At 35.4% G+C, this 24,985-nt stretch carries 25 protein-coding genes; 15 read left to right on the top strand and 10 right to left on the bottom strand.

What is annotated here, in order from left to right; translation table 11 throughout:
- Window positions 1–58 precede the first annotated feature (58 nt).
- The gene (locus tag CW752_RS05035; RefSeq protein WP_101238666.1) at window positions 59–1,204 is read left to right on the top strand and encodes a histidine decarboxylase; all 1,146 of its coding nucleotides are present in this window, start codon (window positions 59–61) and stop codon (window positions 1,202–1,204) included.
- Between the two features lie 43 nt (window positions 1,205–1,247).
- Complete coding sequence (locus CW752_RS05030) at window positions 1,248–1,883, top strand: GNAT family N-acetyltransferase (protein ID WP_101238665.1); 636 nt, start codon at window positions 1,248–1,250, stop codon at window positions 1,881–1,883.
- Window positions 1,884–1,990: 107 nt separating this feature from the next.
- Here CW752_RS05030 and CW752_RS05025 read toward each other — a convergent pair whose 3' ends face one another.
- The 3 genes from CW752_RS05025 to CW752_RS05015 form a co-directional block, all read right to left on the bottom strand.
- Complete coding sequence (locus CW752_RS05025; protein ID WP_101238664.1) at window positions 1,991–3,214, bottom strand: spondin domain-containing protein; 1,224 nt, start codon at window positions 3,212–3,214, stop codon at window positions 1,991–1,993.
- A gap of 96 nt (window positions 3,215–3,310) precedes the next feature.
- On the bottom strand, window positions 3,311–3,787 hold the full coding sequence (locus CW752_RS05020) for a YdeI/OmpD-associated family protein (RefSeq protein WP_101238663.1): 477 nt from the start codon (window positions 3,785–3,787) through the stop codon (window positions 3,311–3,313).
- Window positions 3,788–3,864: 77 nt separating this feature from the next.
- A complete protein-coding gene (locus CW752_RS05015; protein ID WP_101238662.1) occupies window positions 3,865–6,072 on the bottom strand; it encodes a S46 family peptidase in 2,208 nt (735 codons plus the stop codon).
- An 85-nt stretch (window positions 6,073–6,157) separates the two neighbouring features.
- On the opposite strand from CW752_RS05015, the gene CW752_RS05010 reads away from it, so the two are divergent.
- Entirely contained in the window at window positions 6,158–6,592 is a 435-nt protein-coding gene (locus tag CW752_RS05010) for an META domain-containing protein (RefSeq protein ID WP_228401627.1), read from the top strand.
- Between the two features lie 330 nt (window positions 6,593–6,922).
- Here the strand turns inward: CW752_RS05010 and CW752_RS05005 are convergent, their stop codons facing one another.
- Entirely contained in the window at window positions 6,923–7,630 is a 708-nt protein-coding gene (locus tag CW752_RS05005) for a LytR/AlgR family response regulator transcription factor (RefSeq protein WP_228401625.1), read from the bottom strand.
- A gap of 194 nt (window positions 7,631–7,824) precedes the next feature.
- Between CW752_RS05005 and hflX the strand changes: the two genes are divergently transcribed.
- The 6 genes from hflX (at window position 7,825) to CW752_RS04975 (ending at window position 13,217) form a co-directional block, all read left to right on the top strand.
- Window positions 7,825–9,048 (top strand): GTPase HflX, encoded by a 1,224-nt coding sequence (gene hflX, locus CW752_RS05000; RefSeq protein WP_101238661.1) that lies wholly within the window; start codon window positions 7,825–7,827, stop codon window positions 9,046–9,048.
- Window positions 9,048–9,677 (top strand): DUF4919 domain-containing protein, encoded by a 630-nt coding sequence (locus CW752_RS04995; protein ID WP_101238660.1) that lies wholly within the window; start codon window positions 9,048–9,050, stop codon window positions 9,675–9,677. Before hflX ends, CW752_RS04995 begins: the two co-directional genes overlap by 1 nt.
- Before the next feature lie 22 nt (window positions 9,678–9,699).
- The gene (locus CW752_RS04990) at window positions 9,700–10,986 is read left to right on the top strand and encodes a cation:proton antiporter (protein WP_101238659.1); all 1,287 of its coding nucleotides are present in this window, start codon (window positions 9,700–9,702) and stop codon (window positions 10,984–10,986) included.
- 45 nt (window positions 10,987–11,031) lie between these two features.
- On the top strand, window positions 11,032–11,751 hold the full coding sequence (locus CW752_RS04985) for a DNA alkylation repair protein (RefSeq protein ID WP_101238658.1): 720 nt from the start codon (window positions 11,032–11,034) through the stop codon (window positions 11,749–11,751).
- On the top strand, window positions 11,748–12,080 hold the full coding sequence (locus tag CW752_RS04980) for a DUF6122 family protein (protein ID WP_228401623.1): 333 nt from the start codon (window positions 11,748–11,750) through the stop codon (window positions 12,078–12,080). Before CW752_RS04985 ends, CW752_RS04980 begins: the two co-directional genes overlap by 4 nt.
- A 66-nt stretch (window positions 12,081–12,146) precedes the next feature.
- Window positions 12,147–13,217 carry a calcium:proton antiporter gene (locus CW752_RS04975; RefSeq protein WP_101238657.1) on the top strand — a complete coding sequence of 357 codons (1,071 nt, stop codon included), beginning with the start codon at window positions 12,147–12,149 and terminating at the stop codon, window positions 13,215–13,217.
- Between the two features lie 27 nt (window positions 13,218–13,244).
- Here the strand turns inward: CW752_RS04975 and CW752_RS04970 are convergent, their stop codons facing one another.
- Window positions 13,245–13,625 carry a group III truncated hemoglobin gene (locus tag CW752_RS04970; protein WP_101238656.1) on the bottom strand — a complete coding sequence of 127 codons (381 nt, stop codon included), beginning with the start codon at window positions 13,623–13,625 and terminating at the stop codon, window positions 13,245–13,247.
- A gap of 201 nt (window positions 13,626–13,826) precedes the next feature.
- Between CW752_RS04970 and CW752_RS04965 the strand changes: the two genes are divergently transcribed.
- The 4 genes from CW752_RS04965 to CW752_RS04950 all read left to right on the top strand — a co-directional run bounded on the left by CW752_RS04965 (window position 13,827) and on the right by CW752_RS04950 (window position 17,004).
- Window positions 13,827–14,816 carry a hypothetical protein gene (locus tag CW752_RS04965; protein ID WP_101238655.1) on the top strand — a complete coding sequence of 330 codons (990 nt, stop codon included), beginning with the start codon at window positions 13,827–13,829 and terminating at the stop codon, window positions 14,814–14,816.
- Between the two features lie 168 nt (window positions 14,817–14,984).
- Window positions 14,985–15,956 carry an ion channel gene (locus CW752_RS04960; protein ID WP_101238654.1) on the top strand — a complete coding sequence of 324 codons (972 nt, stop codon included), beginning with the start codon at window positions 14,985–14,987 and terminating at the stop codon, window positions 15,954–15,956.
- Window positions 15,957–16,445, top strand: coding sequence for a YkgJ family cysteine cluster protein (locus CW752_RS04955; RefSeq protein ID WP_101238653.1), 489 nt, complete (start codon window positions 15,957–15,959; stop codon window positions 16,443–16,445). It abuts the gene before it with no gap.
- Between the two features lie 238 nt (window positions 16,446–16,683).
- A complete protein-coding gene (locus tag CW752_RS04950; RefSeq protein WP_101238652.1) occupies window positions 16,684–17,004 on the top strand; it encodes a hypothetical protein in 321 nt (106 codons plus the stop codon).
- Between the two features lie 44 nt (window positions 17,005–17,048).
- On the opposite strand, the gene CW752_RS04945 is transcribed toward CW752_RS04950, so the two are convergent.
- The 4 genes from CW752_RS04945 to CW752_RS04930 all read right to left on the bottom strand — a co-directional run bounded on the left by CW752_RS04945 (window position 17,049) and on the right by CW752_RS04930 (window position 21,007).
- On the bottom strand, window positions 17,049–17,417 hold the full coding sequence (locus CW752_RS04945; RefSeq protein ID WP_101238651.1) for an iron chaperone: 369 nt from the start codon (window positions 17,415–17,417) through the stop codon (window positions 17,049–17,051).
- 130 nt (window positions 17,418–17,547) lie between these two features.
- A complete protein-coding gene (gdhA, locus tag CW752_RS04940) occupies window positions 17,548–18,906 on the bottom strand; it encodes an NADP-specific glutamate dehydrogenase (RefSeq protein ID WP_101238650.1) in 1,359 nt (452 codons plus the stop codon).
- Window positions 18,907–19,096: 190 nt separating this feature from the next.
- Complete coding sequence (dprA, locus tag CW752_RS04935; protein WP_101238649.1) at window positions 19,097–20,206, bottom strand: DNA-processing protein DprA; 1,110 nt, start codon at window positions 20,204–20,206, stop codon at window positions 19,097–19,099.
- A gap of 33 nt (window positions 20,207–20,239) precedes the next feature.
- Window positions 20,240–21,007, bottom strand: coding sequence for a rhomboid family intramembrane serine protease (locus tag CW752_RS04930; RefSeq protein WP_101238648.1), 768 nt, complete (start codon window positions 21,005–21,007; stop codon window positions 20,240–20,242).
- Window positions 21,008–21,254: 247 nt separating this feature from the next.
- Here CW752_RS04930 and CW752_RS04925 point away from each other — a divergent pair, with 247 nt between their 5' ends.
- Together CW752_RS04925 and CW752_RS04920 are read left to right on the top strand one after the other, a co-directional pair.
- On the top strand, window positions 21,255–22,181 hold the full coding sequence (locus tag CW752_RS04925) for a DUF3078 domain-containing protein (RefSeq protein WP_101238647.1): 927 nt from the start codon (window positions 21,255–21,257) through the stop codon (window positions 22,179–22,181).
- A gap of 402 nt (window positions 22,182–22,583) precedes the next feature.
- Window positions 22,584–23,507, top strand: a complete 924-nt coding sequence (locus CW752_RS04920; RefSeq protein ID WP_101238646.1) for a DUF3078 domain-containing protein — start codon at window positions 22,584–22,586, stop codon at window positions 23,505–23,507.
- A 72-nt stretch (window positions 23,508–23,579) separates the two neighbouring features.
- Here CW752_RS04920 and sufD read toward each other — a convergent pair whose 3' ends face one another.
- Window positions 23,580–24,887, bottom strand: coding sequence for a Fe-S cluster assembly protein SufD (gene sufD, locus CW752_RS04915; protein WP_101238645.1), 1,308 nt, complete (start codon window positions 24,885–24,887; stop codon window positions 23,580–23,582).
- Window positions 24,888–24,985 lie beyond the last annotated feature (98 nt).

Raw genomic sequence — 24,985 nt, 5'->3', positions numbered from 1 at the left:
AGAGATAGGTAGTTATTTTAAAAAATCACAAAATAATAATATTAACATCAAAAATCGCATGACAATTAAAGAAAAAGAAAAATTAAGTAATTACCTTAATCTAATCGCTGAAAACGTACAAAGTTCTATCGGCTATCCCATTGCAACAGATTATGATTATAGTATGTTGTATGATCTATTCCGTTATTCCCTCAATAATGCAGGTGATCCTTTTATTGAAAGAACTCATGGAATGGATTCTTTTATTTTTGAAAGAGAAGTTATAGCATTTTTTGCTGCATTATTCAGAGCCCCTGAAAATAACTACTCAGGGTATGTCACCAATGGTGGTAGTGAGGGAAATCTTTACAGCTTATATATGGCCAGAGAGCTATATCCTAAAGGTATTGTTTATCATTCATCCGAGTCACATTATAGTGTATCGAAAAGCATCCGGCTATTGAATATGCCATCTATAGAGATTCGTTGTGGTGATAAAGGAGAAATGGATTATGAAAGCCTGAAAGAAGCTATAGAGAAAAACCGTCATCTGCCGGTAATTATTGTTGCTAATATTGGAACAACAATGACTGAAGCTGTAGATAGTATTGCAGCAATTAAATGCATTTTGCAGGAATTGGCTGTTGAATCTCATTATATCCATTGTGATGCAGCACTTTCAGGGGCCTATCTTCCCCTTGTAGAAGATAATTCGGAATTTGATTTTAAAAACGGAATTGATAGTATTTCGTGTAGCGGACACAAATTTCTTGGGAATCCTTTTCCGTGTGGAATAGTGGTTGTAAAGAAAGATAATAAAGAATGTTTTGGAAAATATATACCTTATATAGATTCTTTAGATACAACGATTTCCGGTTCCAGAAATGGGCACAGTCCGGTATTTTTGTGGTATGCGATTAAAAAATACGGAAAAGAAGGTTTGGCTCAAAGAGCATTGGAATCTATTTCGTTGGCGAAGTATACCGTGAAACAACTTCAGGAAAGAAATATAACAGCTTATTGTAATGAAAAGGCAATTACTGTTGTATTTCCTAAACCAACAGCCACAGTATGCAGAAAATGGAATTTGGCAACAAAAGAAAATCTGGCTCATTTAGTTTGTATGCCTGGTATATCAAAAGATACTATTGATCGATTCATTGAAGATCTGTTACAGGATAGCGTTCAAAATACTGCCTTTTCATTAGAGCCAACATATATCTAAATCACTTTACAAAAATAATAACACTTTAATTCAATATATTATTATGGAAAACACAACCGAAACCTTACCTTCAAAACTAAAATTTGATAATCCTGTTAAGGTTACTAAACCTGAGCCCTGGCAATGGAAACTCTTGGCAAAAGCTTTTTTGCACGATCAGGTAACCCGATTTTTATTTGGTGAAAATGTTGACGAAACAATACTTGAAAATTTTTTCGAATCTATTGTTAAGGACACGCTTATTTCAGGAGGGGAGATATTTTGTAGCCCTGATCAAAAAGCTATTTTGGTTTGGACCTGGTTGGGTAATGATTCACAAACGTCTAATGAATTTAAACGGCAAGTATACGAAATACTGGGAACTGAAGGTACGAACCGCTATCATTGGCTTTACGAAGAAGGAGATATACAACTGGATATGACGAAGGCTCAAAAAAGTATGGAACCGGCATTTGTTGCAGTACATCCTGAAAAGCAAGGACAAGGTTATGGGGGACACATTTTTAAATGGACTTTGGAGTATTTTGATAAGAAAGGATATTATTCACCTTATATTCTGGCAAGTTCCAAACGTTCAGCAAAATTATATTGTTCGTTGCTTGGCTATTATGCACACAAAGAAATCTTTATACCCAAAGAAGATGAGCCTATTGCAATCCTTTTAAAACGAATAGAATAAAATTTTTAAAGTTTACTAAATATAAATACCAGGCAGCGAAGCTGCCTGGTATTTAATAAACCAAAACAATCAAGATGAAACCTGATGTATACTGATTCTGACAAATTTTAATTCACTGTTACTTTTATTACATTTTGTACGGCAGGAACCGGATATTGCGTTCCTACTTTAGAAATGACCATATTTTCACTTTGTGGTGTCCCTCCAAATAAAGCCTGGCGATTCCCGGCACCCGGATATTGATCAACTCCGGTCCCTGAATCAAATAATGTTGTTTTTGAAGTAATATCTCCTTTGGTATTGGCTTCTATCATTTGCTCGTTAGCATAAAACCAGTCATTGGAGAACCCAAACATGGTAGCATAAGCAATTTTATCTCCCGGATCCGTCTTGAAACTGGTCATGATCTTGTTTCCTGGAGGCACAGGTGCATTTCCTGCAACATATACTCCTTTTACATTGGGTAAAGCTTTCAAGCTATTTTGAAGTTTTGTAACATTTCCAAATTGTGCAATTTCTTTTAATCCCATTCCATTATCTGTTTTTCCCAGTTCATAGATTGGGTTTTTATCACCGCGGTAAACTACTACTAATGCAGGTGATAGCCCTGTCATAATACCTGTGTTGGCATTAAGTTTTGTCATCATCTTTGCAATGTCTCCCATTTGGGCAATATCCGTAATTTCAGGATTTGATAATGCATTAGGCATAAAGAATGGGGTGCTGTTTAATAGCTGTGTGCCATTGTAGTTGGAAACAGCCCATACTCCGGGAGAAAAAGGTGTTTCATTAGCACTTCCTCCTGATGTGTTGGTAATGGTTAGAGTGAACTCGGATTTTACATCATCATAAGCTAGACTAAGCTTCATCAGTTGTGATGCATTTACATTAGGAACCTGCATGATAGGTTTGCTTTCTGCCTGACCTGTCATATTATCTTTGGTCCCGTTGTCCCACAATAGAACGCTGGAAGAAACATCTCCCGTAATTGCATTACCATTGTTGTCAAAAAGCTTGATTCCTGGTTGTTTGGAAGCAAAAAACCAGTCTTTTGATGCTCCATACATCGTTGCAAACATAAGCGATTGCGCTTTACCCGCACTGAACTTGATAGAAACAGATTGTCCGGGTTTAATAATTGGTGGAGTTCCTATTCCCTGAAAGCTTCCGCTTTCTACAAAATCTTTTGGGGTAACGACATTTTCGAAGGTGATTGTTTTTTGATCAGACATGTTCATCATATCGTTGTCTGAATCGCTACACGAAGAAAGTGTAAATGTTGTGATAATCCCCGCTGCAAATACAGCTGTTTTTAAAAAAGTCTTTTTCATAAAAGTGAATTTTATAGTTATAACTGCTATGTACAACTATAGTCGAGCTCTTTTATGAATCCTGACAAAAAAAAATAATAAAGTTGGAAAGCTGTATTAAATTCCCTTTTTCCCTTCCAAAATCATTTGAATCATTTTAGTCTTTCTGTTTTCTCTTGTTTCCTGCTTTTTTGCTTCTTCTATCCATCGGATATACTCTTTTCTATGGGTATAACTCATTTTGTCAAATAAAGCTTTTGCTGAGGGGTTTTCATTAAAAATAAAAGCAATATCATCAGCAATTTCAACGATTCGTTCTTCTTTGTCTTCAATAAGAGAAACTGAAACTTCATCACCAAATGTTTTTCCAAGCTGTTTTCTGATTTCTTGAGTTAAACCTAAAATATGACAGTCAGACTTCATCTTGGCCAGACTGCCACGGTATTCCACTTTATTATCAAATGTAGCTTTAATTTTTATTAATCCTTTTTTGTTGAAGAGTTCTTCTGTAGAAAAAGGAAATTCTACATAGGCCGCATTCATGTTTCCGTTTTGTTTTATAATGGCTGAAAATTGGATAGCTTGTGGCTTCATGATAAAAGAATTTAGATTCCAAAAATAAAAAAACCGTGAAAATTACATTCACGGTTTTAAAAATATATCAGAAAAGATTATTTTTTCTTTGTTTTCTTTGGTGTTGCTGTAGTACCAGAATTTTTAGATTTTGTATCAGCAGGAGTGTTTTCACTTCTTACAAGCTTCAACTCATCTACTATTCTTCTTGCACCTGCGAATTTATCGATTGTCCAAAGAACGAAACGAACATCTACGTTGATTGTTTTTTGCCATTCTTGTTCAAATACGATATCACCGCTTAATGCTTCACTGTTTCCATCGAAAGCGATACCAATAAGGTTCCCGTCTCCATCAATAACCGGAGAACCAGAGTTTCCTCCTGTAATGTCATTATTAGAAAGGAAATTTACCGGCATATAACCAGCTGCGTCAGCATACTGTCCGAAATCTTTTAGGTTGTAAAGATCGATTACTCTTTGAGGAAGATCAAATTCTTCATCACCTTTCTTATATTTTCCTACAAGACCAGTCATGTCTGTGTAATAGTTATCTGTAATACCGAAGTAGTTTCTGTCACTTCTGATAGGAAGTTTATCAACAGTACCATAGGTTAATCTCATCGTAGAGTTAGCATCCGGATAGAATTTTTTCTCAGGCATAGCTTTCATTAATCCGGCTAAGAAAAGTCGGCTGTTTTTTGCAAAATTGTCATCAACTTTCACAAATTTTTCAACCATCATCTTTTGGTCGGCTGCAATACCGGTTGCTGTTTTCCAAAGTGGATCAGCATCAAGTTTTAAAGCATCAGGGTTCAATAAGAAATTAGTTGCAGAAGTTTTGTTCGCGAAAATTGAAGAATAAGCAAGATTAGAAACTGTTTTAGCATCTAAACCTAGGATTGTAGCAGATGCTATTTCTTTGTTTTTTACTCTGGCTTGGTAAAGGCTTGTCATTGCAGCAAGCATTTCTCCCTCCAAAGCTGGGTTGAAGTTTTCATAAGCCGCTTTGATCGCTGCTTCTGTTTTAGCTTTCATAGCTAGTCTTCCTTGCATATCCTGAGCAGCATAAGCTTTAAGCGCAGATCCTACCTGTAAAGCAAGTGACATATATTTTGTATTTCTTGAAAACTGAGTAGCATAATTTCTTTCAACATTTCTGTCTGAAACCTGCTTGTAATAAGCATCAATATCTTCTAAAACACCATCGTAAGCATCGTTACCTGGCATTGCAGACCATTTTCTGAAAGTATCTTCAATTTTTTGTTTGTCAGAAATCGTTCCGTTTTTGTCTACAGCATCAATTGTTCCTTGTCTGTTTTTCCAATAGTTGGCAACAGAAGCATATTGAGAAGCATAGTTTAGCTGAGTAGCTTTATCTTTATCCATGTACTTCTTCATCACATCCATTGCTGTTTTAGAAGCTTCTACCCAAGCCGGATAATCTCTGCTTACCATTTGCTGAATTCCGTAAGAAGTCAGGTAACGGTTTGTTCTTCCAGGATACCCTAAGATCATGGAGAAATCTCCCGGCTTAATTCCTTTAAGAGAAACAGGAAGGAAATGCTTAGGTTTCAGTGGAGTATTGCTTGGAGAGTATTCAGCAGGGTTTCCTGCAGCGTCAGCATATACTCTGAACACAGTAAAATCTGCTGTATGTCTTGGCCATTCCCAGTTGTCTGTATCACCTCCGAATTTTCCTAATGAAGAAGGCGGAGCTCCTACTAATCGGATATCTTTATAATCTTGGTATACGAAATAGTAGAATTCATTTCCATTGAAGAAATCTTTTACAACTACCGTGTATTTTCCGTTTTCTGAATTTTCTGTTTGGATTGCTTTTGTTTCAGCATCGATAACAGCTTTTCTCTCAGCTCCGGTCATGCTGTTATTTAGTTTAGAATTGATTCTTTGTGTAGCATCATCCATTCTTACTAAAAATCTAACATAAAGATCTTTTGCGTTGAACTCATCTTTTTGTTTCATGGCCCAGAAACCATTCTTCAAATAGTCCTTTTCTGGTGTAGAAGCTGCTGCTACTGCACCATAGCCACAGTGGTGATTCGTGAATATAAGTCCTTTGTCTGAAACAATTTCACCAGTACAGAAACCACCGAAACTTACGATCGCATCTTTTAAGCTGGAATTGTTTACGGAATAAATTTCTTCAGGCGTCAGATGTAGACCTTCTTTTTGCATATCAACACCGTTAAGTCTTTTGATGAGCATTAGCAGCCACATCCCCTCATCCGCCCTCATCTGAGCAAAGCTCAGCAAGAAAGTGAATAGTAGAAATAGTCTTTTCATTTTATAAAATAATTTTGTGTCGCTAATTTACTAATTTTTACGAGATTCTGTCCCGGATTGGTACGAAAATGGGATGATAAACCGCATGAAAAAAATACTATTATCACTTTTTGCCATTTTATTGGTCGGTTCCGTTTTGAGTTGCTCTGCAATACCTGAGAAAAACCCCAACCTTCAAAGACAATGGATGCTTGTTTCTTTTGATGGCTTTTCCAAAGATCAACTGATTAATCATAGGGCTGAAGTTAATTTGACCGCTAATATTGTCCAGGGTAAAATCCAGGGGAGCGCTTATATGGGATGTAACCAAATGTCTTTTACTTCTGAGTTTAAAAAGGATGGACGAGTGAAAATTTCTAATATCGTCGGAACGATGAAGGCCTGTCAGGATATGGCATTGGAAACATCTTTTCAGAAGAAGTTTGATCATATGACAAAATATTCTGTTGAAGGACATTTTTTAACTTTATCAGATGATCAAGGAAATTCAATGAAGTTTGTAGCAGCCGATTGGGATTAAATAGTGTACATTTTATATATCAAAAGTCCGCTGTGTAGCGGACTTCTTTTTGTTTGAAAAATCTAGACTGGTTATCAGCTTTTAGAAATATTTTTATTTCCTCCGGGAGGGGATTAGACAACCCGGTAACAAGTATTATCTGTGTTCCTAGAATTCATCGTATTTACGATGTGCCTGTTTTGAAAATAGTTATAAAGAGTTAATGAGTTGTTTTTTTAATTTTTAATGAAATTTGGGATCACTAAATTACCAAGTATCTTAATGAGATGACAGGAAAATCGACTAATGGCAAAAAAAATCGACTAACGACACAGAAAATAAATTTCTTTTTTAAGGATTGAAAAAGGAAAGGTTGTTCTTGTAGGCCCTGCCAATGGGAAGTTTGATATTGTGAGTTAATTCGATTTCATGGCTGCTCTTCCCGCGAATGCGATACCGTGGAATAGCGTAGCTTCTGTGAATTCTTACAAAAGAATCGAAAAAATCTTTGTGGAGAAGATTGCCCAAGGAATCGAGAATACAGTGCTTCTTTTGTGGAGTTATGATTCGGGTATAGTCTTTTAAAGCTTCCAGATATAAGATATCAGTTGTTTTAATCTGAAAAATATTGCCCCCTTCTTTTATTTTGATAAGATTTTCTCCAAACATAGCATCAAAGGATTCACACTTTTCTTTTATTTTAAAAAAATCAAAAAGTCTTTGCATAGATTGATGAAACCGTTCTGCTATTAATGGCTTGGTGATAAAATCTAAGGTGTTGATTTCGAAAACGCTAGCAGCCTGTTCGGGGTGAGAGCTAATAAAAATGCAAGCCGGAATTTTATGGGCGATTTTTCTGAATTCAAGTCCACTCATTCCTTTTAAATTGGTTTCGGTAATTAACAGGTCAACAGGAAATTCAAGATAAGGAATAGCTTTCTCTGCTGAATTGAAAGAAGCTATTATTTCTATATTGTCATACTGTTTGAGGTAATGCTGAAGAACCAGTCTGTCCAGTTCATCATCATCAATAATCATACATCTGATAGGAGTAATCATGATCGTCTGGATATTAATTTTTAATTTAAATGTTTAAAAATCAGAAAATTATTATATAAAGTTATGGCTTTTTTATCAATTCATGCCGGATTCAGCTTAAAATTATATTAAAAATTGTTATTAAATAAAATTTGATTTTGTTTTTTTTCTGAAAAATATTATCTTGTAAAAATCACAAACATAGACAGAACTTAATGTTAGAAAAGAAAGAACATAATTATGAGAAAGCAGTCTTGGTGGGAGTTATTACTCAAAATCAAGATGAAGAAAAACTGACGGAGTATATGGATGAACTGGAGTTTTTAGCTTTCACTGCCGGTGCAACCGTGCAAAAACGTTTTACCCAAAAATTAACACAGCCTGATTCCAAAACCTTTATTGGAAGCGGAAAGGCACTCGAGATAAAAGAATATGTAAAAGAAAACGAAATCGGAACCGTTATTTTTGATGACGAACTTTCCCCCTCACAGCTTAAAAACCTGGAGAGAGAAATGGAAGTTAAGATTTTGGACCGTACCAATCTAATTCTTGATATTTTTGCACAACGAGCGCAGACTTCCTATGCAAGAACTCAGGTCGAACTGGCTCAATACCAATATCTTTTGCCTCGATTAACGAGAATGTGGACTCACTTGGAGCGTCAGAAAGGAGGAATCGGGATGAGAGGTCCGGGAGAAACGGAAATTGAGACTGACCGTCGTATTATTCGTGACAGAATCACTTTATTAAAAGATAAGCTGAAGACCATCGATAAGCAAATGGCAACCCAACGTAACAATCGTGGCAAGGTTGTAAGGGCCGCTTTGGTGGGGTATACCAATGTTGGAAAATCTACCCTGATGAATTCTCTTTCAAAATCTGAGGTTTTTGCAGAAAATAAATTATTTGCAACCTTAGATACCACAGTAAGAAAGGTGGTTATCGGGAATTTACCGTTTTTGCTTACGGATACAGTAGGGTTTATCAGAAAGTTGCCTACACAATTGGTTGAGTCTTTTAAATCTACGCTAGATGAAGTTCGTGAAGCAGATCTTTTGATCCATGTAGTGGATATTTCCCACGACAGTTTTGAAGATCATATTGCATCCGTCAATCAGATATTAATGGAAATTAATGCTCATCAGAAGCCTATGATTATGGTTTTCAATAAGATTGATGACTTCAGCTATGAGAAAAAGGATGAAGATGATTTGACGCCGAGCACAAAGAAAAATATTTCTCTTGAAGAGTGGAAAAAGACATGGATGGCAAAATCTAAATATCCGACTGTTTTCATTTCTGCTTTAACGAAAGAAAACTTTCCGGAAATGAAAAAGCTGATCTATGATGAAGTCATGAAAATTCACATTTCAAGATTTCCGTACAACGATTTCCTTTTCGAGTATTTCGATAACGACGAAGAAGAAAACAACAATTAATGAAGCCTTACTTTTTCCTATTATTCATTTTGTTTTCGGTTTTTGGGTTCAGCCAAAAATCAAAAATTGATTTGAAAGCGATTGAAAAAAGCCTTAAAAATCCTGATTCTCCATACAATTACGATAAGCTTATTTTTAAATATAAGGGCTATCCGAAATCATTAGATAGTATAGAAGCACAATATCTGTACTATGGAAGGAACTTTAGAAATGATAAAATCACTATTTCTGATGAAGGGTTTAAAAATTTGGCCGAAGCTTTTAAGCAAAACAATTTTGAAGATTGTATAAAGCAGGGAAAAGCTCTGTATGATAAAGATCCAACTAATCTGGATATTTTGCTGATTCTTCTTAGAGCATATGACTCGCTTAAAGACGGGAACAATTTTATGCATCATCTGAATCAGTTTCGTTCCCTTACAGAGGGGATCAGGAATTCAGGAGATGGAAAATCCGAAAAAACCGCCTATATCGTCAACTCTATAGGAGATGAATACATTCTGCTGAACATTCTGAATATAGGAAAAGAATATACCAGAGATTCAAAACCTGCCAAAAACGGCATGTTTGATATTTGGGATAAAGACGGAAATAAGATCTTTATCAAAATACTTTATTTAGACCAATAACTTAATTTTAAAAAAACACTTAGTGGAATTATATTATTCATTCTCAGCTTTAATTGTACTGGCATCCATATTTGCATATCTTAATTATAGATTTTTAAAACTTCCCAGTACTATCGGAATTATGGTAATTGCTATTGTGGTTTCTATTTTTCTGGTACTGTTTGGAGAAACTATACTTCCAAGAACTTTTGGGCATCTTCATAATTTGATGGACAGCATCGACTTTACGGAGGTCTTAATGGGAGCGATGCTTAATTTCCTTCTTTTTGCAGGAGGTATTCATATTAATATTAACGATTTAAAGGAACAACTGAGGCCCGTGGTGATATTTTCCACTGTGGGAGTCGTTATTTCAACCTTTGTAGTAGGATTTGGTATGTTTTATCTGTTACCCTATGTAGGCATCAAGCTTCCATTTCTTTATTGCCTCGTTTTTGGAGCCTTGATCTCTCCAACCGATCCGGTAGCGGTATTAAGTGTATTGAAGCAGGCGAAGGTTTCTAAATCGCTGGAAACAAAAGTAGCCGGAGAGTCTCTTTTCAATGATGGTATGGCGGTTGTTGTTTTTACTGTTATTTTGCAATTGGCTGTAGGGAAAGAAGTAGACCTTAGTGTTGAAAATATTGGATTGCTTTTGCTTCATGAAGCTGGAGGAGGTCTTTTATTAGGCGTTTTACTTGGTTGGGTTACTTCAAGATTAATGCGTGAGGTGGATGATTATATAATTTCTGTGCTGGTAACTCTTTCTGTTGTGATGGGTGGTTATCTTATTGCAAGGCAAATGCATATTTCGGGACCATTAACCATGGTGGCAGCAGGATTATTTATGGGGAATTTTAACAGGAATTTCAAAATGAAATCTGTTACTCAGGATTATTTAATTAAATTCTGGGAACTGATTGATGAGATTCTAAACGCTGTATTATTTCTGTTTATCGGGTTTGAGCTTTTAATGATCAAAGATTTGAAATATTTTATGATTCCTGGCTTAGTGGCTATTTTGGTCGTTCTGTTCGCGAGATTTATTTCAATCTGGGGGCCTACGAAGTTTACCTCTTTGAGAAGAAGTTTTAGCCCGCAAACTGTAAAGGTTTTGGTTTGGGGAGGAATTCGTGGTGGTGTTTCCATTGCGTTAGCCATGTCAATCCCTAAAAGTGAATACAGTGAGATTATTCTCAGTATTACATATTGTGTAGTGGTATTTTCTATTATTGTTCAGGGACTTACCATCGCAAAAGTGGCAAATCCTAAACAGATTGTAAAAGAAGAAGCGGAGCAGGATCATATTTCTTTGGATGAAAATTCTTAGAGTTACACAAAAAATAAAGTATAATTCAAATTAGTGGAAGTTTATATGAGCAGTATTCTCAAAGAAATAAAAGAAGCTCTTGCCGTTTTGTCCATTCCTGAGAAAGCAGTGTTTTTTCCAAAGTTTTTCAAAACCGGAAAAGGGGAGTACGGAGAAGGGGACTTGTTTCTTGGAGTGAAAGTGCCGGATCAAAGGTCAGTAGCCAAAGAATATTATTCAAAAATAAGCTTAAAAGAATTAAGTGAACTTCTTTCTTCGAAATATCACGAACATCGATTAACAGCTCTTTTTATGCTGATCTCAAAGTTTGAAAAAACAAAGGATCTGTCTATAAGGGAAGAGATTGTAGAGTTCTATTTAAACCATTTGTCCCATGTTAACAATTGGGATCTGGTAGACTCGAGTTGTTATAAAATTCTGGGCAGATATGCTTATGAAACTAAAAAAGAAAATCTACTAAGAGACCTTTCTGAATCTGAAGAAATGTGGCATAAGAGAATTGCAGTAGTGGGAACCATGCATTATGTGAAAAAAGGATCGTTTGAACTTACAAAAGAGTTTGTAACAAGAAATCTAAAGCATCCTCATGATCTGATGCATAAAGCAAACGGATGGCTGTTGAGGGAAATGGGGCAAAAGAATGGGAATGAATTAATCCATTATCTGAATAAGTATTATACAGAAATGCCAAGAACCTGCCTGAGATATGCTATTGAAAAGCTTGATGAAGAGGTGAGACAGGATTACTTAAAAGGTAGGATATGATGGATTGCTTATTTTGGAAGACGTTTGTACATTATTTTTTACATTTCATATTTCCGATATTTATTGCATTAGTTTTCTATCGTAAAAATTGGAAAAAAACGTATCTTATTCTTCTGGCTACTATGCTGGTAGATTTGGATCATCTTTTTGCCAATCCTATTTTTGATCCGTCAAGAAATAGTATAGGCTTTCATATTCTACATTCTTATTATGCCATTGCAGTGTATGTTTTGATGCTTTTCTTTAAAGGAAATATCAGAATTGTGGGTATTGGACTTTTATTTCATATGCTGACAGATTTTCAGGACTTTACTTTCTGGTGCCATTAAGATATCATGAATATTTTCTTTTAATATTTCAAATCTTATAGATTTTTTGTATTTTGTAGTCACTTTATGAAATTAAAAGAACTCTTACATTATACTTACATTTTTCCTGTCCTTGCGGTAGGTTACTACTTTTCCGGATTGATGGGGAGTGGTGTGGTTTACGATATTATTGCCGGAATTTTATTAATTGGAAGCGTTTTATCGGCCGTACATCATGCAGAAATGGTTGCTCATAAAGTAGGTGAACCCTTCGGAACGATTATCCTCGCACTTTGTATTACGATCATAGAAGTTGCATTGATTATCTCACTGATGGTTGCCGGTGGAGATCAGGCGATTACGCTGGCAAGAGATACCGTTTTTGCTGCCGTAATGCTTATTCTGAATGGGATTTTGGGAATATGTATCCTGGTTGGTGGTGTTAAATACCATGAGCAGTTCTTTGCCAGAACCTCGGCAACGACTTATCTGGTGAGTATTGTTTCCATTCTGGTGCTTACTCTTGTTCTTCCTAATTTTACTTCAAGTGTCAACGGCCCTTTTTATAATGAAGCACAACTTATTTTTATTTCAATAGCCTGCCTTGCTATTTATGGAGTTTTTCTGATGGTACAGACCGTAAGACATAGAAGTTATTTTGTGATTCCTGATGAGCACCCGGAAGAGCATTACGTTCCTTCGCTTACAAAAACCCTGATTAGTTTTGTCTTTCTGGTTATTTGCCTGGCAATTGTTGTTTTAATGGCAAAAGGATTATCCGCCACTATTGAAAGCATGGTGCGAAGCTTAGGAGCTCCTAAATCTTTGGTTGGGGTAATTATTGCTGCGGTTGTTCTTCTTCCGGAAGGTGTTGCAGCCATTAGAGCGGCGAGAAGCAATCAGATTCAGTCCAGCTTAAATTTAGCTTTAGGATCTGCCTTGGCCAGTATTGGGCTTACTATCCCGGCTGTTTCCGCAGTGTGTATCACCTATGATATTCCGCTAGTGCTGGGGTTGGATAAAAAAGATATTATATTGCTTTCGCTATCCGTATTTATTGTAATGCTTTCATTAAGTAGAGGAAAAACAAATATATTGTACGGAACCGTTCTCTTAGTGAATTTAGCAGCGTATATCTTTACTGTAATTGTTCCTTAAATACGGGGCCTCGGATTCCTCAATTAATTAAAGTCTTCTGGCTAATTCCATTTTGAAGGCCATTAGTTTGGCAATATTCTCAGATTTGTAGATCGCCATATCGGCATTTTCACCCACAAAATTTTCTTCAATGGTAGTACGCCAAACTGCAAGCCATTGATCAAAATGTTTTTGTTCCATAGCTTGAATTTCATTGATGGGAAAATGCATTCCCATTGGATTTCCTTTGTAGGTCATTTGGCCAAAAAGAATAGATTCCCAAAAAGAGTACATTTTAGGAAGATGTTTGTCCCAGTCGACTTTAGCAATGTCATTAAAAAAGAAACCGATGGTATCGTCTTTAACCACTTTATTGTAAAATGAATTAACAAGGTGTTCAATATCCTCTCTTGATTCAAGTTTTTTCATATTTCAAAGTTAGTGTAAATCAGGAGAAAAACCGGATTTGAAAGTTGATAAATTTCATGAAAGCATTATTTATGACGAATAGTACTACAAACAAAAAATGGCTTTGGGGGAAGTGTTAAAAATTATTTAATTCGCAAAAATAAGCTATAAAATGACTTTGTTTTTGTAAATTTAATTATTAAACACTAAAAAATCATAAAAATGAGTAAAAAAATCAACTCTGCTTTAATTCTTTTATTATTAGGAGTTTCTGTTTCATGTTCAAGAGATGAAGTAAGTTCATTGAATGATGATTCGGAAAAACTAAACTATACTAGCTTTAAGAGAACGCAGTTGACAGAAGCGGAAATGCTTCAAAAAGGGTGGAAAATTGTAGATGAGTTTAAATTACCAGCCGGCTTAAAGGTAAACAACAGCATACCTGATGAGGGCCAAAAGATTTCTTTTAAGGCAAAACACTTGAAAGACATGGGGTATGACGTTAATTTTTCCGGTGAAAAGACAAGGCTCAAAAATATTTTTTCGTATTCCGGGCAGATTCCGGATGGGCTTATTTTTAATTCTGATTTATCTGTAGACGGAGATACACGCAACACGGCAGCTAATCCTGATGTATCTGTTGTTTTAGGAACCCCTCAGGTACAGGTAAAGACAGACGGGGTGGATTTACCAGATGATGCCTATACGACAGAAGCCATTAATAACGGTGATCGGGAAAGTGAGATTACAGTTACTTATGCTTATAAGAAAGGATATTCTACTTCCTGGAAACGTACGGTTTCCGGATCATTTGAAGTAGGGGCTTCGGTGTCGATAGATATTCCATTGGTTGCAAAAGTGTCTGCCAGTACCAAAGTTGTGGTAGGAGGAGATACGACAGACGGTAAGGAAAGTTCTGAAGAAATTACAGAAACCAGTACTTACAAGACTATTGTACCTGCACATTCTAAAAAGACTATTTCTATTCTGACAAAGTTAAAAGGATCCTCAGTTGAGTATTTTGTGCCCATGAAATTAACCGGAAATCTTCTTGCCAATTATCCTTCGCCTGCAGACGGACATTATTACTGGGCTTTTCCTATTGAAAGTTTCTCTGGTTTTATTTCAAATATTCATGGAGAATCAGGTATTGTGAAATCCGTGAGTAATGTAAGTGTAACAGTGATGGAATCACCCGCAGAAAAGATATAGATATATTTAACAAATGAATAATAATGGCAGAAACTAAAATGTTTCTGCTTTTTTGTTAAATCGATTCTATTCTTAACTTTGTCTTTTAAAAGGTAAAGGGAGAAGACTGGTGGTTGCGCTGGTCCATTGCATGCAGATTATGAGTGCTAAAGTTTAAAAAGTATAAGAATGACCCGTGGATTCAGAAAAAAAATTCGTCAGAAAAATACGGATAATAGTGGCTTCGGAAGTAATGCATCAGGTAGGTTTATCAATAAAGACGGTCTCCCTAATGTTCAAAGGACGGGAGTAAATGTTTTCAATAGATTAAGCTGGTATCACACGATGCTCAACTTGTCATCATTTCGATTTATTTCTTATCTGGTAATCGCTTATATCCTGATTAATCTGGTATTTGCAATGATTTATTATTTGATAGGAGTAGAACATCTTACGGGAATTGATAAAAGCAATCCGCTCAATGAATTTATTGATGTATTCTTTTTCAGTTCTCAAACCTTTACAACAGTAGGATATGGAAGAATTGCTCCTGTAGGATTTATGGCAAGCCTTGTGGCTACTTTTGAAGCTTTTTTAGGATTACTTACCTTTGCCATTGCAACAGGGCTTTTCTATGGAAGATTTTCTAGACCCAGAGCTTATTTGAGGTTTTCCGATATAGCGGTAATTGCCCCTTTTCAGGATACAAGTGCATTAATGTTTAGGTTAGCTCCTTATAAGAATAATGCATTGACGGATGCAGATGTTATTGTATCTGCTGCCATTGAAGTGATTGAAGATGGTGTTCCCAAGAGCAATTTTTATAGATTAGAAACTCAATTAAGTAAAATTAATACACTGGCTCTTAATTGGACTATCGTTCACAAAATAGATGAAAATTCTCCATTTTATGGCTTTTCAGAAGAAGATTTTGAAAATACGGATATTGAACTTATTGTACAGGTTCGTGCCTTTGATGAAGTTTTTTCCAATACAGTAGTACAAAGATCATCGTACATTACTGGAGAAATTATTTATGGAGCCAAATTTGTTCCTATGTATTATCCTAATAAAGATAACCTGGCTACGGTTTTAGATTTGGATAAAATTAATGATTATCAAAAAGAAGAAATTCCGGTTTCGGTGGGAAACAAAGAATAAATGAATTTAGAATTTTATAAGAAACAGGCTTTACAAAAGCAAAAAGAACATAAAAAATTTCTGGACGGATTAAAGAAAAAGCCGCCCAAAAACCTGGATTATATTGTTCAGGAGACTCATGATGAAGTATTTGAAGAAATAGATTGCCTGCAATGTGCCAATTGCTGCAAAACAACGGGCCCTTTATATACTGAAAAAGATATTGAACGTATTGCTAAGCATCTTCGTATGAAATCTGCTGACTTCGAAGTTAAATTTTTAAGAATAGATGAAGATAATGATAAAGTATTGCAGAACCTTCCTTGCTTTTTTTTGAATAATGATAACACTTGCTCTATCTATGAAGTAAGGCCAAAAGCATGTCGCGAATATCCCCATACCGATCGTAAAAAGATCTACCAGATCAATAATCTGATGCTTAAAAACACAATTATTTGTCCTGCTGCTTATGAGTTTGTAGAAAAAATGATGAAGAACGCAATGAAATAAATTTTGTGTCATTTTTTTAGGGCAAAAAACATAAAATTTTTAACACTCCGGGAATTTTTTCTGGAGTTTTTTTATTCCCCAACAAGCATTCTTTTAGGATATTTTAGAGGCTTTTTTACTGAAAAATATTTTGCAAAATCTTCTTAAATAATTATAAAGTGCGTTAAATAAGCTTTTTACAGATAATTTTATAAATAAAGCGTCGTTTAATTTAAACAACCATTTAAAATATTACATTATGAAAAAGTTATTTTTAACAGCAGCGTTTACATTAGTCGGCGTAATCGCAGTATCGGCCCAGACAGAGCAACAGAAGCCCGCCGAACCCTCCAAGAATCAAACGACTAATAACACCACCACTACTCAAACACAGCAGCAGAATCCGCAGACTACACAGACTACAACGGATTGGAATACCAGTAGTCAAAAACAAAATACGACGACAGAGGTTTCTCCTACCACTCCGGCTACAGAGCCTAGCGTAAGCCCTACTTCTCCCACAGACGGGACTAAGCCGGAAGCAACAAAAGAAGAAAAGAAAACTAAAAAGAAAAAGTGATAGTACTTTAGTAAACACTAGTCGGAATCCTGAAATCACGTATTTCAGGATTTTTTTTGTTCGATTTTCTCCACTTTGAATTGTACAATTTTTCTGATCAGTTTTAAAGGAAGATCTTCTGTAATAGGAAATTGCACAGCTCCTTTAGAGAATTTGTAATCACTTTTCTCAAAGTCTTTCTCAAAATTTTTAATGCCATCAGCTCCCGGATAAAATCCAATATGCTTTTTATATCCCGCAAAATACACCAAAGGCTTTCCTCTGTATTTAAAAGCAGGCATCTGATACCCAATATATTCTTCAAGATCGGGAACTTGGGCATGGATTGCCTTTCTCAGCTCAAGAAGCTTTTCCTGAATATTGGCAGGGAATAAAAGGATATAATCATCAATATTTTTGAAGGTATTTTTCATAATATAAAAATAAAAAAAGTGCTGCATGTAGCAGCACTTTCTCCTTTCACTTTTTACTTTTTTCCCATTATCCCGGGAACAGGCTATATCAAAAAAGGTCGGGAGTTTTTCCCAACCTTTGTCTTTTATGTTACACAACTCCTTGAGCCAACATTGCTTCTGCTACTTTTACGAAGCCTGCAATATTTGCACCTTTTACGTAGTTTACATAACCATCTTCGTCTTTTCCGTAGTCTCTACAAGCTTTGTGGATACCGATCATGATTTCCTTTAATCTTGCGTCAACTTCTTCAGAAGTCCAGTTAAGACGGATAGAGTTCTGAGTCATTTCTAATCCTGACGTTGCAACACCTCCAGCGTTGGAAGCTTTACCAGGAGAGAATAATACTTTATTGTCTAAGAAATAATTGATAGCGTCTAATGTAGAAGGCATGTTAGCAGCTTCAGTTACACAAAGACATCCATTTTCAACTAGCTTTCTTGCATCGTCTAAATCTAATTCGTTTTGAGTTGCAGAAGGGAATGCTACATCACACTTCACTTCCCAAGGACGTTTTCCGGCGTGGAATTCGGCAGATGGATATTTTTTAACATAGTCTTCAGCTCTGTTGTTTCCAGAAGCTCTAAGTTCTAGCAAATAGTCAATTTTTTCTCCGCTGATACCATCTTTGTCATAAACGTATCCGTCAGGACCAGAAAGCGTTACCACTTTTGCTCCAAGCTCAGTTGCTTTTTTGATAACTCCCCAAGCTACGTTTCCGAAACCTGATACAGTTACTGTTTTTCCCTGGAAATTCTGTCCGATAGTTTTAAGCATCTGCTCAGCGAAGTATACTACACCGTATCCTGTAGCTTCAGGACGGATCAATGAACCTCCGTAAGCAAGACCTTTTCCTGTAAGAACTCCGGTAAATTCGTTTCTGATTTTCTTGTATTGTCCAAATAGGTAACCAATTTCTCTAGCTCCTACACCGATATCTCCTGCAGGTACGTCTGTTTCAGGACCGATGTGCTTACATAATTCTGTCATGAAAGCCTGGCAGAAACGCATTACTTCCATATCAGATTTACCTTGCGGATCGAAATCTGAACCTCCTTTACCACCACCCATAGGAAGAGTAGTTAAAGAGTTTTTAAACACTTGTTCGAAAGCTAAGAACTTAAGAACTGATAAGTTTACAGTAGGATGGAAACGGATTCCTCCTTTGTATGGACCAATAGCAGAGTTCATTTGGATTCTGAAACCTCTGTTAACCTGAATTTCTCCTTTATCGTCAACCCATGGAACTCTGAAAATAATAATTCTTTCAGCTTCAGCCATTCTTTCAAGCAGCTTCATTCCGTTATATTCTTTTCTCGTAGCAATGAATGGAATTACTGTTACGGCAACTTCTTTTACAGCCTGTAAGAATTCCGGTTCGTTAGGATTTTTTGCTTCAATTTTTGCAATAAACTCTTGGATTTTCTGGTCAATATTATATTGTTCCATATATTAAGGTTGAATATTATTGCCAACAAATTTAATTTTTTTTTCAAGATTCACAACACTCTATTTTAAGATTGCTAAAAATTAAATAATAATGTTTCGAAATATTATTAAATCGATAATTTATGTTTAAATTTTATTAAAAATGAAATGTTATGTGTGAAATAATGTAATATTAAGAAAACGTTAATTCTTAAATTGTGATAAATTGTCTCCCGGAAAATGATTTTACTTTCCCCAAAAGCTCTAATTCTAAAATTATTGGTAAAATTTTGTGAGAAGAAATTGCAATTTCGTGTGACAAATCGTCTAAAGATATTTGTGGGTTATCTTTAATATGTTGAAATATTATTTGTTGATTATCAGTTAATTGTATTTCTGTTTCGCTATAAGGAAAAAGCTCTTCAATTTTCTCACGCGGGCTGTTTAATCCAAGAAGATTAACAAGATCTTTGATGGTAGAAATAGCGGTTGCTTTATTATGGAAAATCAATTGATTACAGCCTTGGCTATATACATCTGTAATTTTTCCCGGAAGAGCAAAAACATCCCGGTTGTAGTCGTTGGCAAATGTTACAGTACTTACGGATCCGCCTCCAAATCCGGTTTCTACTACAATTGTTGAAGGCGATATTCCAGCAACAATTCTATTCCTCTGAATGAAATTTTCCCGATCAGGTTTTCGTGAAGAACAAAATTCAGTAATTAATGCTCCTCCTTCCTGAAGAATTTTATCAGATAATTTTCTGTTTCTGGCAGGATATAAAAATTGGAATCCGTGTGCAAGAATAGCTACTGTAGGTTTTTGATAGCGAATTGACTGCTCATGAACTTCTTTATCAACACCTAATGCCAGTCCACTTATAGAAACGTATGGAGATGATTGGGTGGCTTCAAAGAAACCTTCAATAAATTGTTGTCCGTAGCTCGTCATATTGCGTGTTCCTACAATACTTACTTTGGATAAGGAATCATCAAAATTTCCTTTTTGATAAAGTATTGCCGGAGAATCATTACACTCATTAAGAAGGGAAGGTATTTCACCCAGATGTTTTAACCTGATTTGGATATCGTTGTTTTCACAAAATTTCAACTCCTTTTCTGCAAATTTCAGATGGTCTTTATTTCCAATGTCAGAAACTGTTTTCAGGCCAAGCCCATCAATTTTTTTATGTTCTTTCTTGGCTTTGTTCCAAGCTTCACGAGCATTTCCAAAAGTCCGGACAAGCTTATTAAAGTTGATATCACCAATCTGAGTACATTCGCGGAGAGCGATTGCATAAAAGTATTCTTCAGAAATCATGTGTGTTTTTTTTCAAATGTAGTGAAATAAGTTTTATCTCTTTCTTAATTCATCCAAATGATCCCAAATATCATCTCTTTTTTTATAAGGTAGTTCTAAGAAGTCCTCAGGATGATTTTCCTTGTATTCCTGCCACAATTTATCATCCTTTTCACTGTAATAATTAGGGAATTCCCAAATGAATTTTTTCTTTTTTTCACCCACATTTTTAAAGGCAAAGGCAATGATACTCCCCACTACAGCTCCGGAAAGGTGAGCCTGCCATGAAATTTTGCTGGGCTCCTGCATGTTATAGAATAATTCTTCAGGAAGCATTCCCCAAACCAAACTGCCATAATATAAGACGACCAGCATTGAAATGGTAAGTAATTTTGTGTTCCATTTGAAAACTCCACTGAAGAACAGGAAAAAGGCAAGAACATATACTACACCACTGGCTCCGATTGTACAAGTATACATATATTCACCTGTAAGAATATCAATAGGAGGAAGGAGCCAGACTAAAAGTCCTGTGGCCAGCCAGCCAATGATAAAAACTTTATTGGCTACTAAAGGATAAAACTGATATAGTAAAAACATCAATGCCGCAATGGGAATTGAATTTCCGATAATATGATCAATATTTCCATGTAAAAGAGGAGATGTGACAACTCCCAGTAAACCTTCCGGCAATAAAGGAATAATCGCTCCAAAGCAACTTCCAAAAAAACCTTGTGTCTGTAAAAAGTACCCGAACCACATTGCCGAAAGCATCAGCAATGGATATATAATCGCTCTTTTGGAAATTACATTTTTAAACATGAAGATTTAACGTCAAATCAAAAGCCAAGGATAAATTTCGGAAAATTTGGCGATGAATTTATTCTGAGGACCTTATTTTAAGACAAAAGGTATCAATTTTAACTTTTGAGTCTATTATTTTGGCATTGAATTTATTAAAGGTTTCCATTATAAGATTAAAATTTGACGAAAATACAGTCTTTGTGGTATGAATTTACCTTTTAAAAAAATTATATTAATATTTTTGCAATGAAAATTATTTAGAGTAATGAAGAAGTTTTTATTGATTCTTTCCTTTTTTATCGGAATGTATGCAAGTGCACAAGAAGAATTAAAAAAAGATTCCGTAGTGGTAGATACCGTAAAATACTGGTCGGTATTAGGAAAAAACACTTTAATGATCAATCAGGCTGCCTTTTCGAATTGGGTTGGTGGTGGAGCTAACAACGTTGGCTGGCTTGTGGGCGCCAATTATAACCTGACTTATGAAAAAGACAAAGATCTTTGGGAAAATATTATTATCCTGGGATACGGACAGAATGATACCAAAGGATTAGGGGTACGAAAAACCCAGGATGTGATTAATCTTTCCACAAACTATGGTAGAAAGTTTTCCAAGAGCTGGTATTTTTCTCTTGGTGCAGGGCTACAATCCCAGTTTTCAGCGGGGTATGAAGATGGTAATAATCCAGAGGCGAAAAAAATATCCAATTTTATGGCACCGGGTTATCTGAATGTCGGTATGGGTATCACGTACAGGCCTGATGATAATTTAACAGTTACTTTAAGACCCACCAACGCCAGGTGGACTTTTGTACTGGATAAAGATCTTCAAATTGCAGGAAATTATGGTTTGAAAAGCGATGGAGATTCTTCTTTATTGCAGTTCGGTTTCTTGGGAACAGCTATGTATAAACTGAAAATTATGGAAGATATTCATTTGACAAATACAGCGTCTGTCTTTTCCAATTACCTGGACCATCCGGAGAGATTAGTTTTAGCCTATGGAGCGATTCTGAATTTAAAAGTTAATAAATATATTTCATCCAATATAACCTTAGATGTACTTTATGATCATAACCAGATTGAAAAGACCCAGTTGAAGCAGACTCTGGGAATTGGATTTGCCTATACACTTGATAATGGGGTAAAACGTTCTGATCGTAAGGATAGCCAATGGTGGATAAAAAAATAATTTAAATACAAATAATATTTTCAATATAGGAGGCTGTCTCAAAATTCAAATAATTTGGCTTTTGTCATTGACTACGTCGAATCTTCGATTTCTGACGAAGGAAGAATCTCTTTTACAATCAATTATATAAGATTCTTCACTGCATTTCTGAACTACGTTCGTAAACTTTCAGTTTATGTTCAGAATGACACTTTGAGACAGCCTCTTTTTTATTTCTAGGCTGGATGTATTTTAAGTTGTTTTAAGTTTGATGAGATCTTTTTTTACCCTTTTTATTGGGTTTAAATATTTTATTCTTAGGCTGTTGAGTTTATAATTTTAGAGGGTGATAAATTCATTTCAAAGTGAATTTTGACGTGGCGTAAATTATTATTTATACATTTGCAGGGAAAATCGTTAATTATGAAAAAACTTTTATTACTCGCTTCCATTTCTTTGGGAGTGGTTGTCAGTGCCCAAGAAACTAAAACCGAAGCTCCTGTAAAGGACACTGTAAAAGCCTGGTCTATTCAGGGGCAAAATACATTAATGCTTAACCAAGCTGCCTTTTCAAATTGGGTAGGAGGAGGAGCCAACAATGTGGGATGGCTTGCCGGAGTTAATTACAATCTTACTTATGAAAAAGGTAAAGATCTTTGGGAAAATATTATTATCCTGGGATACGGACAAAATAATACTCAAGGGACGGGAGTAAGAAAAACACAGGACGTTATTAATCTTTCTACGAACTATGGTAGAGAATTTGCAAAACATTGGTATTATTCGGCGGGAGCAAGTCTTCAGACGCAATTTGCACCGGGATATGAGGATGGCAATAATCCGGACGCCAAGAAGATTTCCAACTTTTTTGCACCAGGGTATCTGAACTTAGGTGTCGGTGTTACGTATCGTCCTAACGATAATCTTACAGTGACTTTACGCCCTGCCAACGCAAGATGGACTTTTGTACTGGATAAAGATCTTCAAAAAGCAGGGACCTATGGCCTTAAAAATGACGGGGATTCTTCTCTTTTTCAATTCGGTTTCCTGGGAACAGCTATGTATAAGATCAAAATTATGGAGAATATCAATTTGACAAATACAGCTTCTGTATTTTCAAATTACCTGGATCATCCGGACAGATTGGTTCTTGCTTATGGAGCTGTCTTAAATATGAAGATTAATAAATATATCTCATCCAATATCACTTTAGACCTATTGTATGATCATAATCAAATCTGGAAAACTCAGTTGAAACAAACATTAGGAGTAGGTTTTGCCTATAATATAGATAATGGTGTGAAACGTTCAAAGAATAAGAATAACCAAGACTGGCTGAAGAAATAATATAAACACAATTCAAAATAAAAAGCACTTCAAAAATTTTTGAAGTGCTTTTTATTATCAAATATATAATGATTAGAATTCTATATCTACTTCTAATTTCTCTGCCAAAAGTTTTGAAATCTTTTCTTTAAGCGGTTCAATGTCAATATTCTGCATGGCATCATTTGCAAATGCATATAAAAGCAATGCCTGAGCTTCTTTTTTAGAAATTCCTCTTGCTCTTAAATAGAATAATGCATCTTCATTCAGCTGACCTACTGTACATCCATGGGAACATTTTACATCATCTGCGAAGATTTCCAATTGAGGTTTAGTGTCAATGCTTGCTCCTTCACTTAGTAAGACATTATTGTTTTGCTGGTAAGCATTAGTCTTTTGAGCAACTTTATCAACAAAAACTTTTCCGTTGAAAACCCCGTGTGCATTGCCATCAAAAATACCTTTATAATTCTGATAGCTTTCACAATTCGGGAAATTATGATGAACCGCAGTATGGTGGTCTACCAGTTGATCTTTTCCGATGATTGTGATTCCATTCATGAATGAATTGATATTTGATCCATTATGAATAAAATCCAGGTTATTTCTTACCAATTTACCTCCAAAAGAGAATGTATTAACTGTTGTTAAGCTGTCTTTCTCCTGTTTTGCAAAAGTATGATCAACAAGATAAGAAGTATTGTTATCGTTCTGAAGCTTATGCCAGTCTGCTTTTGCGTTTGGAGAAGTAAAGATTTCCGTCACAGAATTTGTTAGGACATAAGTACTATCAAAATTGTGGTGGCTTTCAATAACTTCTACTTTTGCTCCTTCTTCTACGATCAATAGGTTTCTTGTATTATAGAAGGTATTCTCTTCCTGATTCTGAGAAATGTAGAAAACATGAATTGGCTTTTCAATGACTACATTTTTAGGAACTTTCAAGAAAAATCCGTATTTGCAGTATGCAAGATTTAAGTTTGTGAAAGCTAAGTCTTGTGAAGCAATTGTATTGAAATATTTTTCAAATACCTCTTTATGTTTATCATCATTCAATGCGTAATTGAATGAAAGGAACTCTACATTTTCAATAGAAACTTTTGAAAGTTCTTTGTGAAGTTTACCGTTTACAAAAACGATCCAATCAAAATGTTCTTCACCAAGATGCAGTTCATCAAATTGCTCCTTAGTGATATTGTGGTTCTCTTTCGGGAAAAAATTATAGTTCTTTTCCGTGATCTCCTTTAGATTGGTATATTTATATTCTTCGTCTTTTTTTGTCGGAAAACCAGCTTCTGCAAACTTTCCTAAAGCCTGAGCTCTCTCTTCATCTAAAAAACGATGACGAAGCGTGCTTAGAAATTCGTTATGATTATTTAAAATTTGTTCGTTTAGACTCATTTTCTGAACGTTTATTCTGCCATTTATTAAGAACCGGTAGATTCTACGGAATGACAAAGATTGCGTTTGATTTTTTAATTTTTTAAATGCTTTTAATC

The organism is Chryseobacterium sp. PMSZPI (assembly GCF_002835665.1).
Lineage (GTDB): Bacteria > Bacteroidota > Bacteroidia > Flavobacteriales > Weeksellaceae > Chryseobacterium.
The sequence above is the reverse complement of the archived record's forward strand: the minus strand, read 5'-3'. Positions and strand labels throughout refer to the sequence as shown.

What these genes read in the sequence shown, in the direction of transcription:
- CW752_RS05035 (WP_101238666.1), top strand. Translation starts at nt 59, where the DNA reads ATGACAATTAAAGAAAAAGAAAAATTAAGTAATTACCTTAATCTAATC.
- CW752_RS05030 (WP_101238665.1), top strand. Translation starts at nt 1,248, where the DNA reads ATGGAAAACACAACCGAAACCTTACCTTCAAAACTAAAATTTGATAAT.
- CW752_RS05025 (WP_101238664.1), bottom strand. Translation starts at nt 3,214, where the DNA reads ATGAAAAAGACTTTTTTAAAAACAGCTGTATTTGCAGCGGGGATTATC.
- CW752_RS05020 (WP_101238663.1), bottom strand. Translation starts at nt 3,787, where the DNA reads ATGAAGCCACAAGCTATCCAATTTTCAGCCATTATAAAACAAAACGGA.
- CW752_RS05015 (WP_101238662.1), bottom strand. Translation starts at nt 6,072, where the DNA reads ATGAAAAGACTATTTCTACTATTCACTTTCTTGCTGAGCTTTGCTCAG.
- CW752_RS05010 (WP_228401627.1), top strand. Translation starts at nt 6,158, where the DNA reads ATGAAAAAAATACTATTATCACTTTTTGCCATTTTATTGGTCGGTTCC.
- CW752_RS05005 (WP_228401625.1), bottom strand. Translation starts at nt 7,630, where the DNA reads ATGATTACTCCTATCAGATGTATGATTATTGATGATGATGAACTGGAC.
- hflX (WP_101238661.1), top strand. Translation starts at nt 7,825, where the DNA reads ATGTTAGAAAAGAAAGAACATAATTATGAGAAAGCAGTCTTGGTGGGA.
- CW752_RS04995 (WP_101238660.1), top strand. Translation starts at nt 9,048, where the DNA reads ATGAAGCCTTACTTTTTCCTATTATTCATTTTGTTTTCGGTTTTTGGG.
- CW752_RS04985 (WP_101238658.1), top strand. Translation starts at nt 11,032, where the DNA reads ATGAGCAGTATTCTCAAAGAAATAAAAGAAGCTCTTGCCGTTTTGTCC.
- CW752_RS04980 (WP_228401623.1), top strand. Translation starts at nt 11,748, where the DNA reads ATGATGGATTGCTTATTTTGGAAGACGTTTGTACATTATTTTTTACAT.
- CW752_RS04975 (WP_101238657.1), top strand. Translation starts at nt 12,147, where the DNA reads ATGAAATTAAAAGAACTCTTACATTATACTTACATTTTTCCTGTCCTT.
- CW752_RS04970 (WP_101238656.1), bottom strand. Translation starts at nt 13,625, where the DNA reads ATGAAAAAACTTGAATCAAGAGAGGATATTGAACACCTTGTTAATTCA.
- CW752_RS04965 (WP_101238655.1), top strand. Translation starts at nt 13,827, where the DNA reads ATGAGTAAAAAAATCAACTCTGCTTTAATTCTTTTATTATTAGGAGTT.
- CW752_RS04960 (WP_101238654.1), top strand. Translation starts at nt 14,985, where the DNA reads ATGACCCGTGGATTCAGAAAAAAAATTCGTCAGAAAAATACGGATAAT.
- CW752_RS04955 (WP_101238653.1), top strand. Translation starts at nt 15,957, where the DNA reads ATGAATTTAGAATTTTATAAGAAACAGGCTTTACAAAAGCAAAAAGAA.
- CW752_RS04950 (WP_101238652.1), top strand. Translation starts at nt 16,684, where the DNA reads ATGAAAAAGTTATTTTTAACAGCAGCGTTTACATTAGTCGGCGTAATC.
- CW752_RS04945 (WP_101238651.1), bottom strand. Translation starts at nt 17,417, where the DNA reads ATGAAAAATACCTTCAAAAATATTGATGATTATATCCTTTTATTCCCT.
- gdhA (WP_101238650.1), bottom strand. Translation starts at nt 18,906, where the DNA reads ATGGAACAATATAATATTGACCAGAAAATCCAAGAGTTTATTGCAAAA.
- dprA (WP_101238649.1), bottom strand. Translation starts at nt 20,206, where the DNA reads ATGATTTCTGAAGAATACTTTTATGCAATCGCTCTCCGCGAATGTACT.
- CW752_RS04930 (WP_101238648.1), bottom strand. Translation starts at nt 21,007, where the DNA reads ATGTTTAAAAATGTAATTTCCAAAAGAGCGATTATATATCCATTGCTG.
- CW752_RS04925 (WP_101238647.1), top strand. Translation starts at nt 21,255, where the DNA reads ATGAAGAAGTTTTTATTGATTCTTTCCTTTTTTATCGGAATGTATGCA.
- CW752_RS04920 (WP_101238646.1), top strand. Translation starts at nt 22,584, where the DNA reads ATGAAAAAACTTTTATTACTCGCTTCCATTTCTTTGGGAGTGGTTGTC.
- sufD (WP_101238645.1), bottom strand. Translation starts at nt 24,887, where the DNA reads ATGAGTCTAAACGAACAAATTTTAAATAATCATAACGAATTTCTAAGC.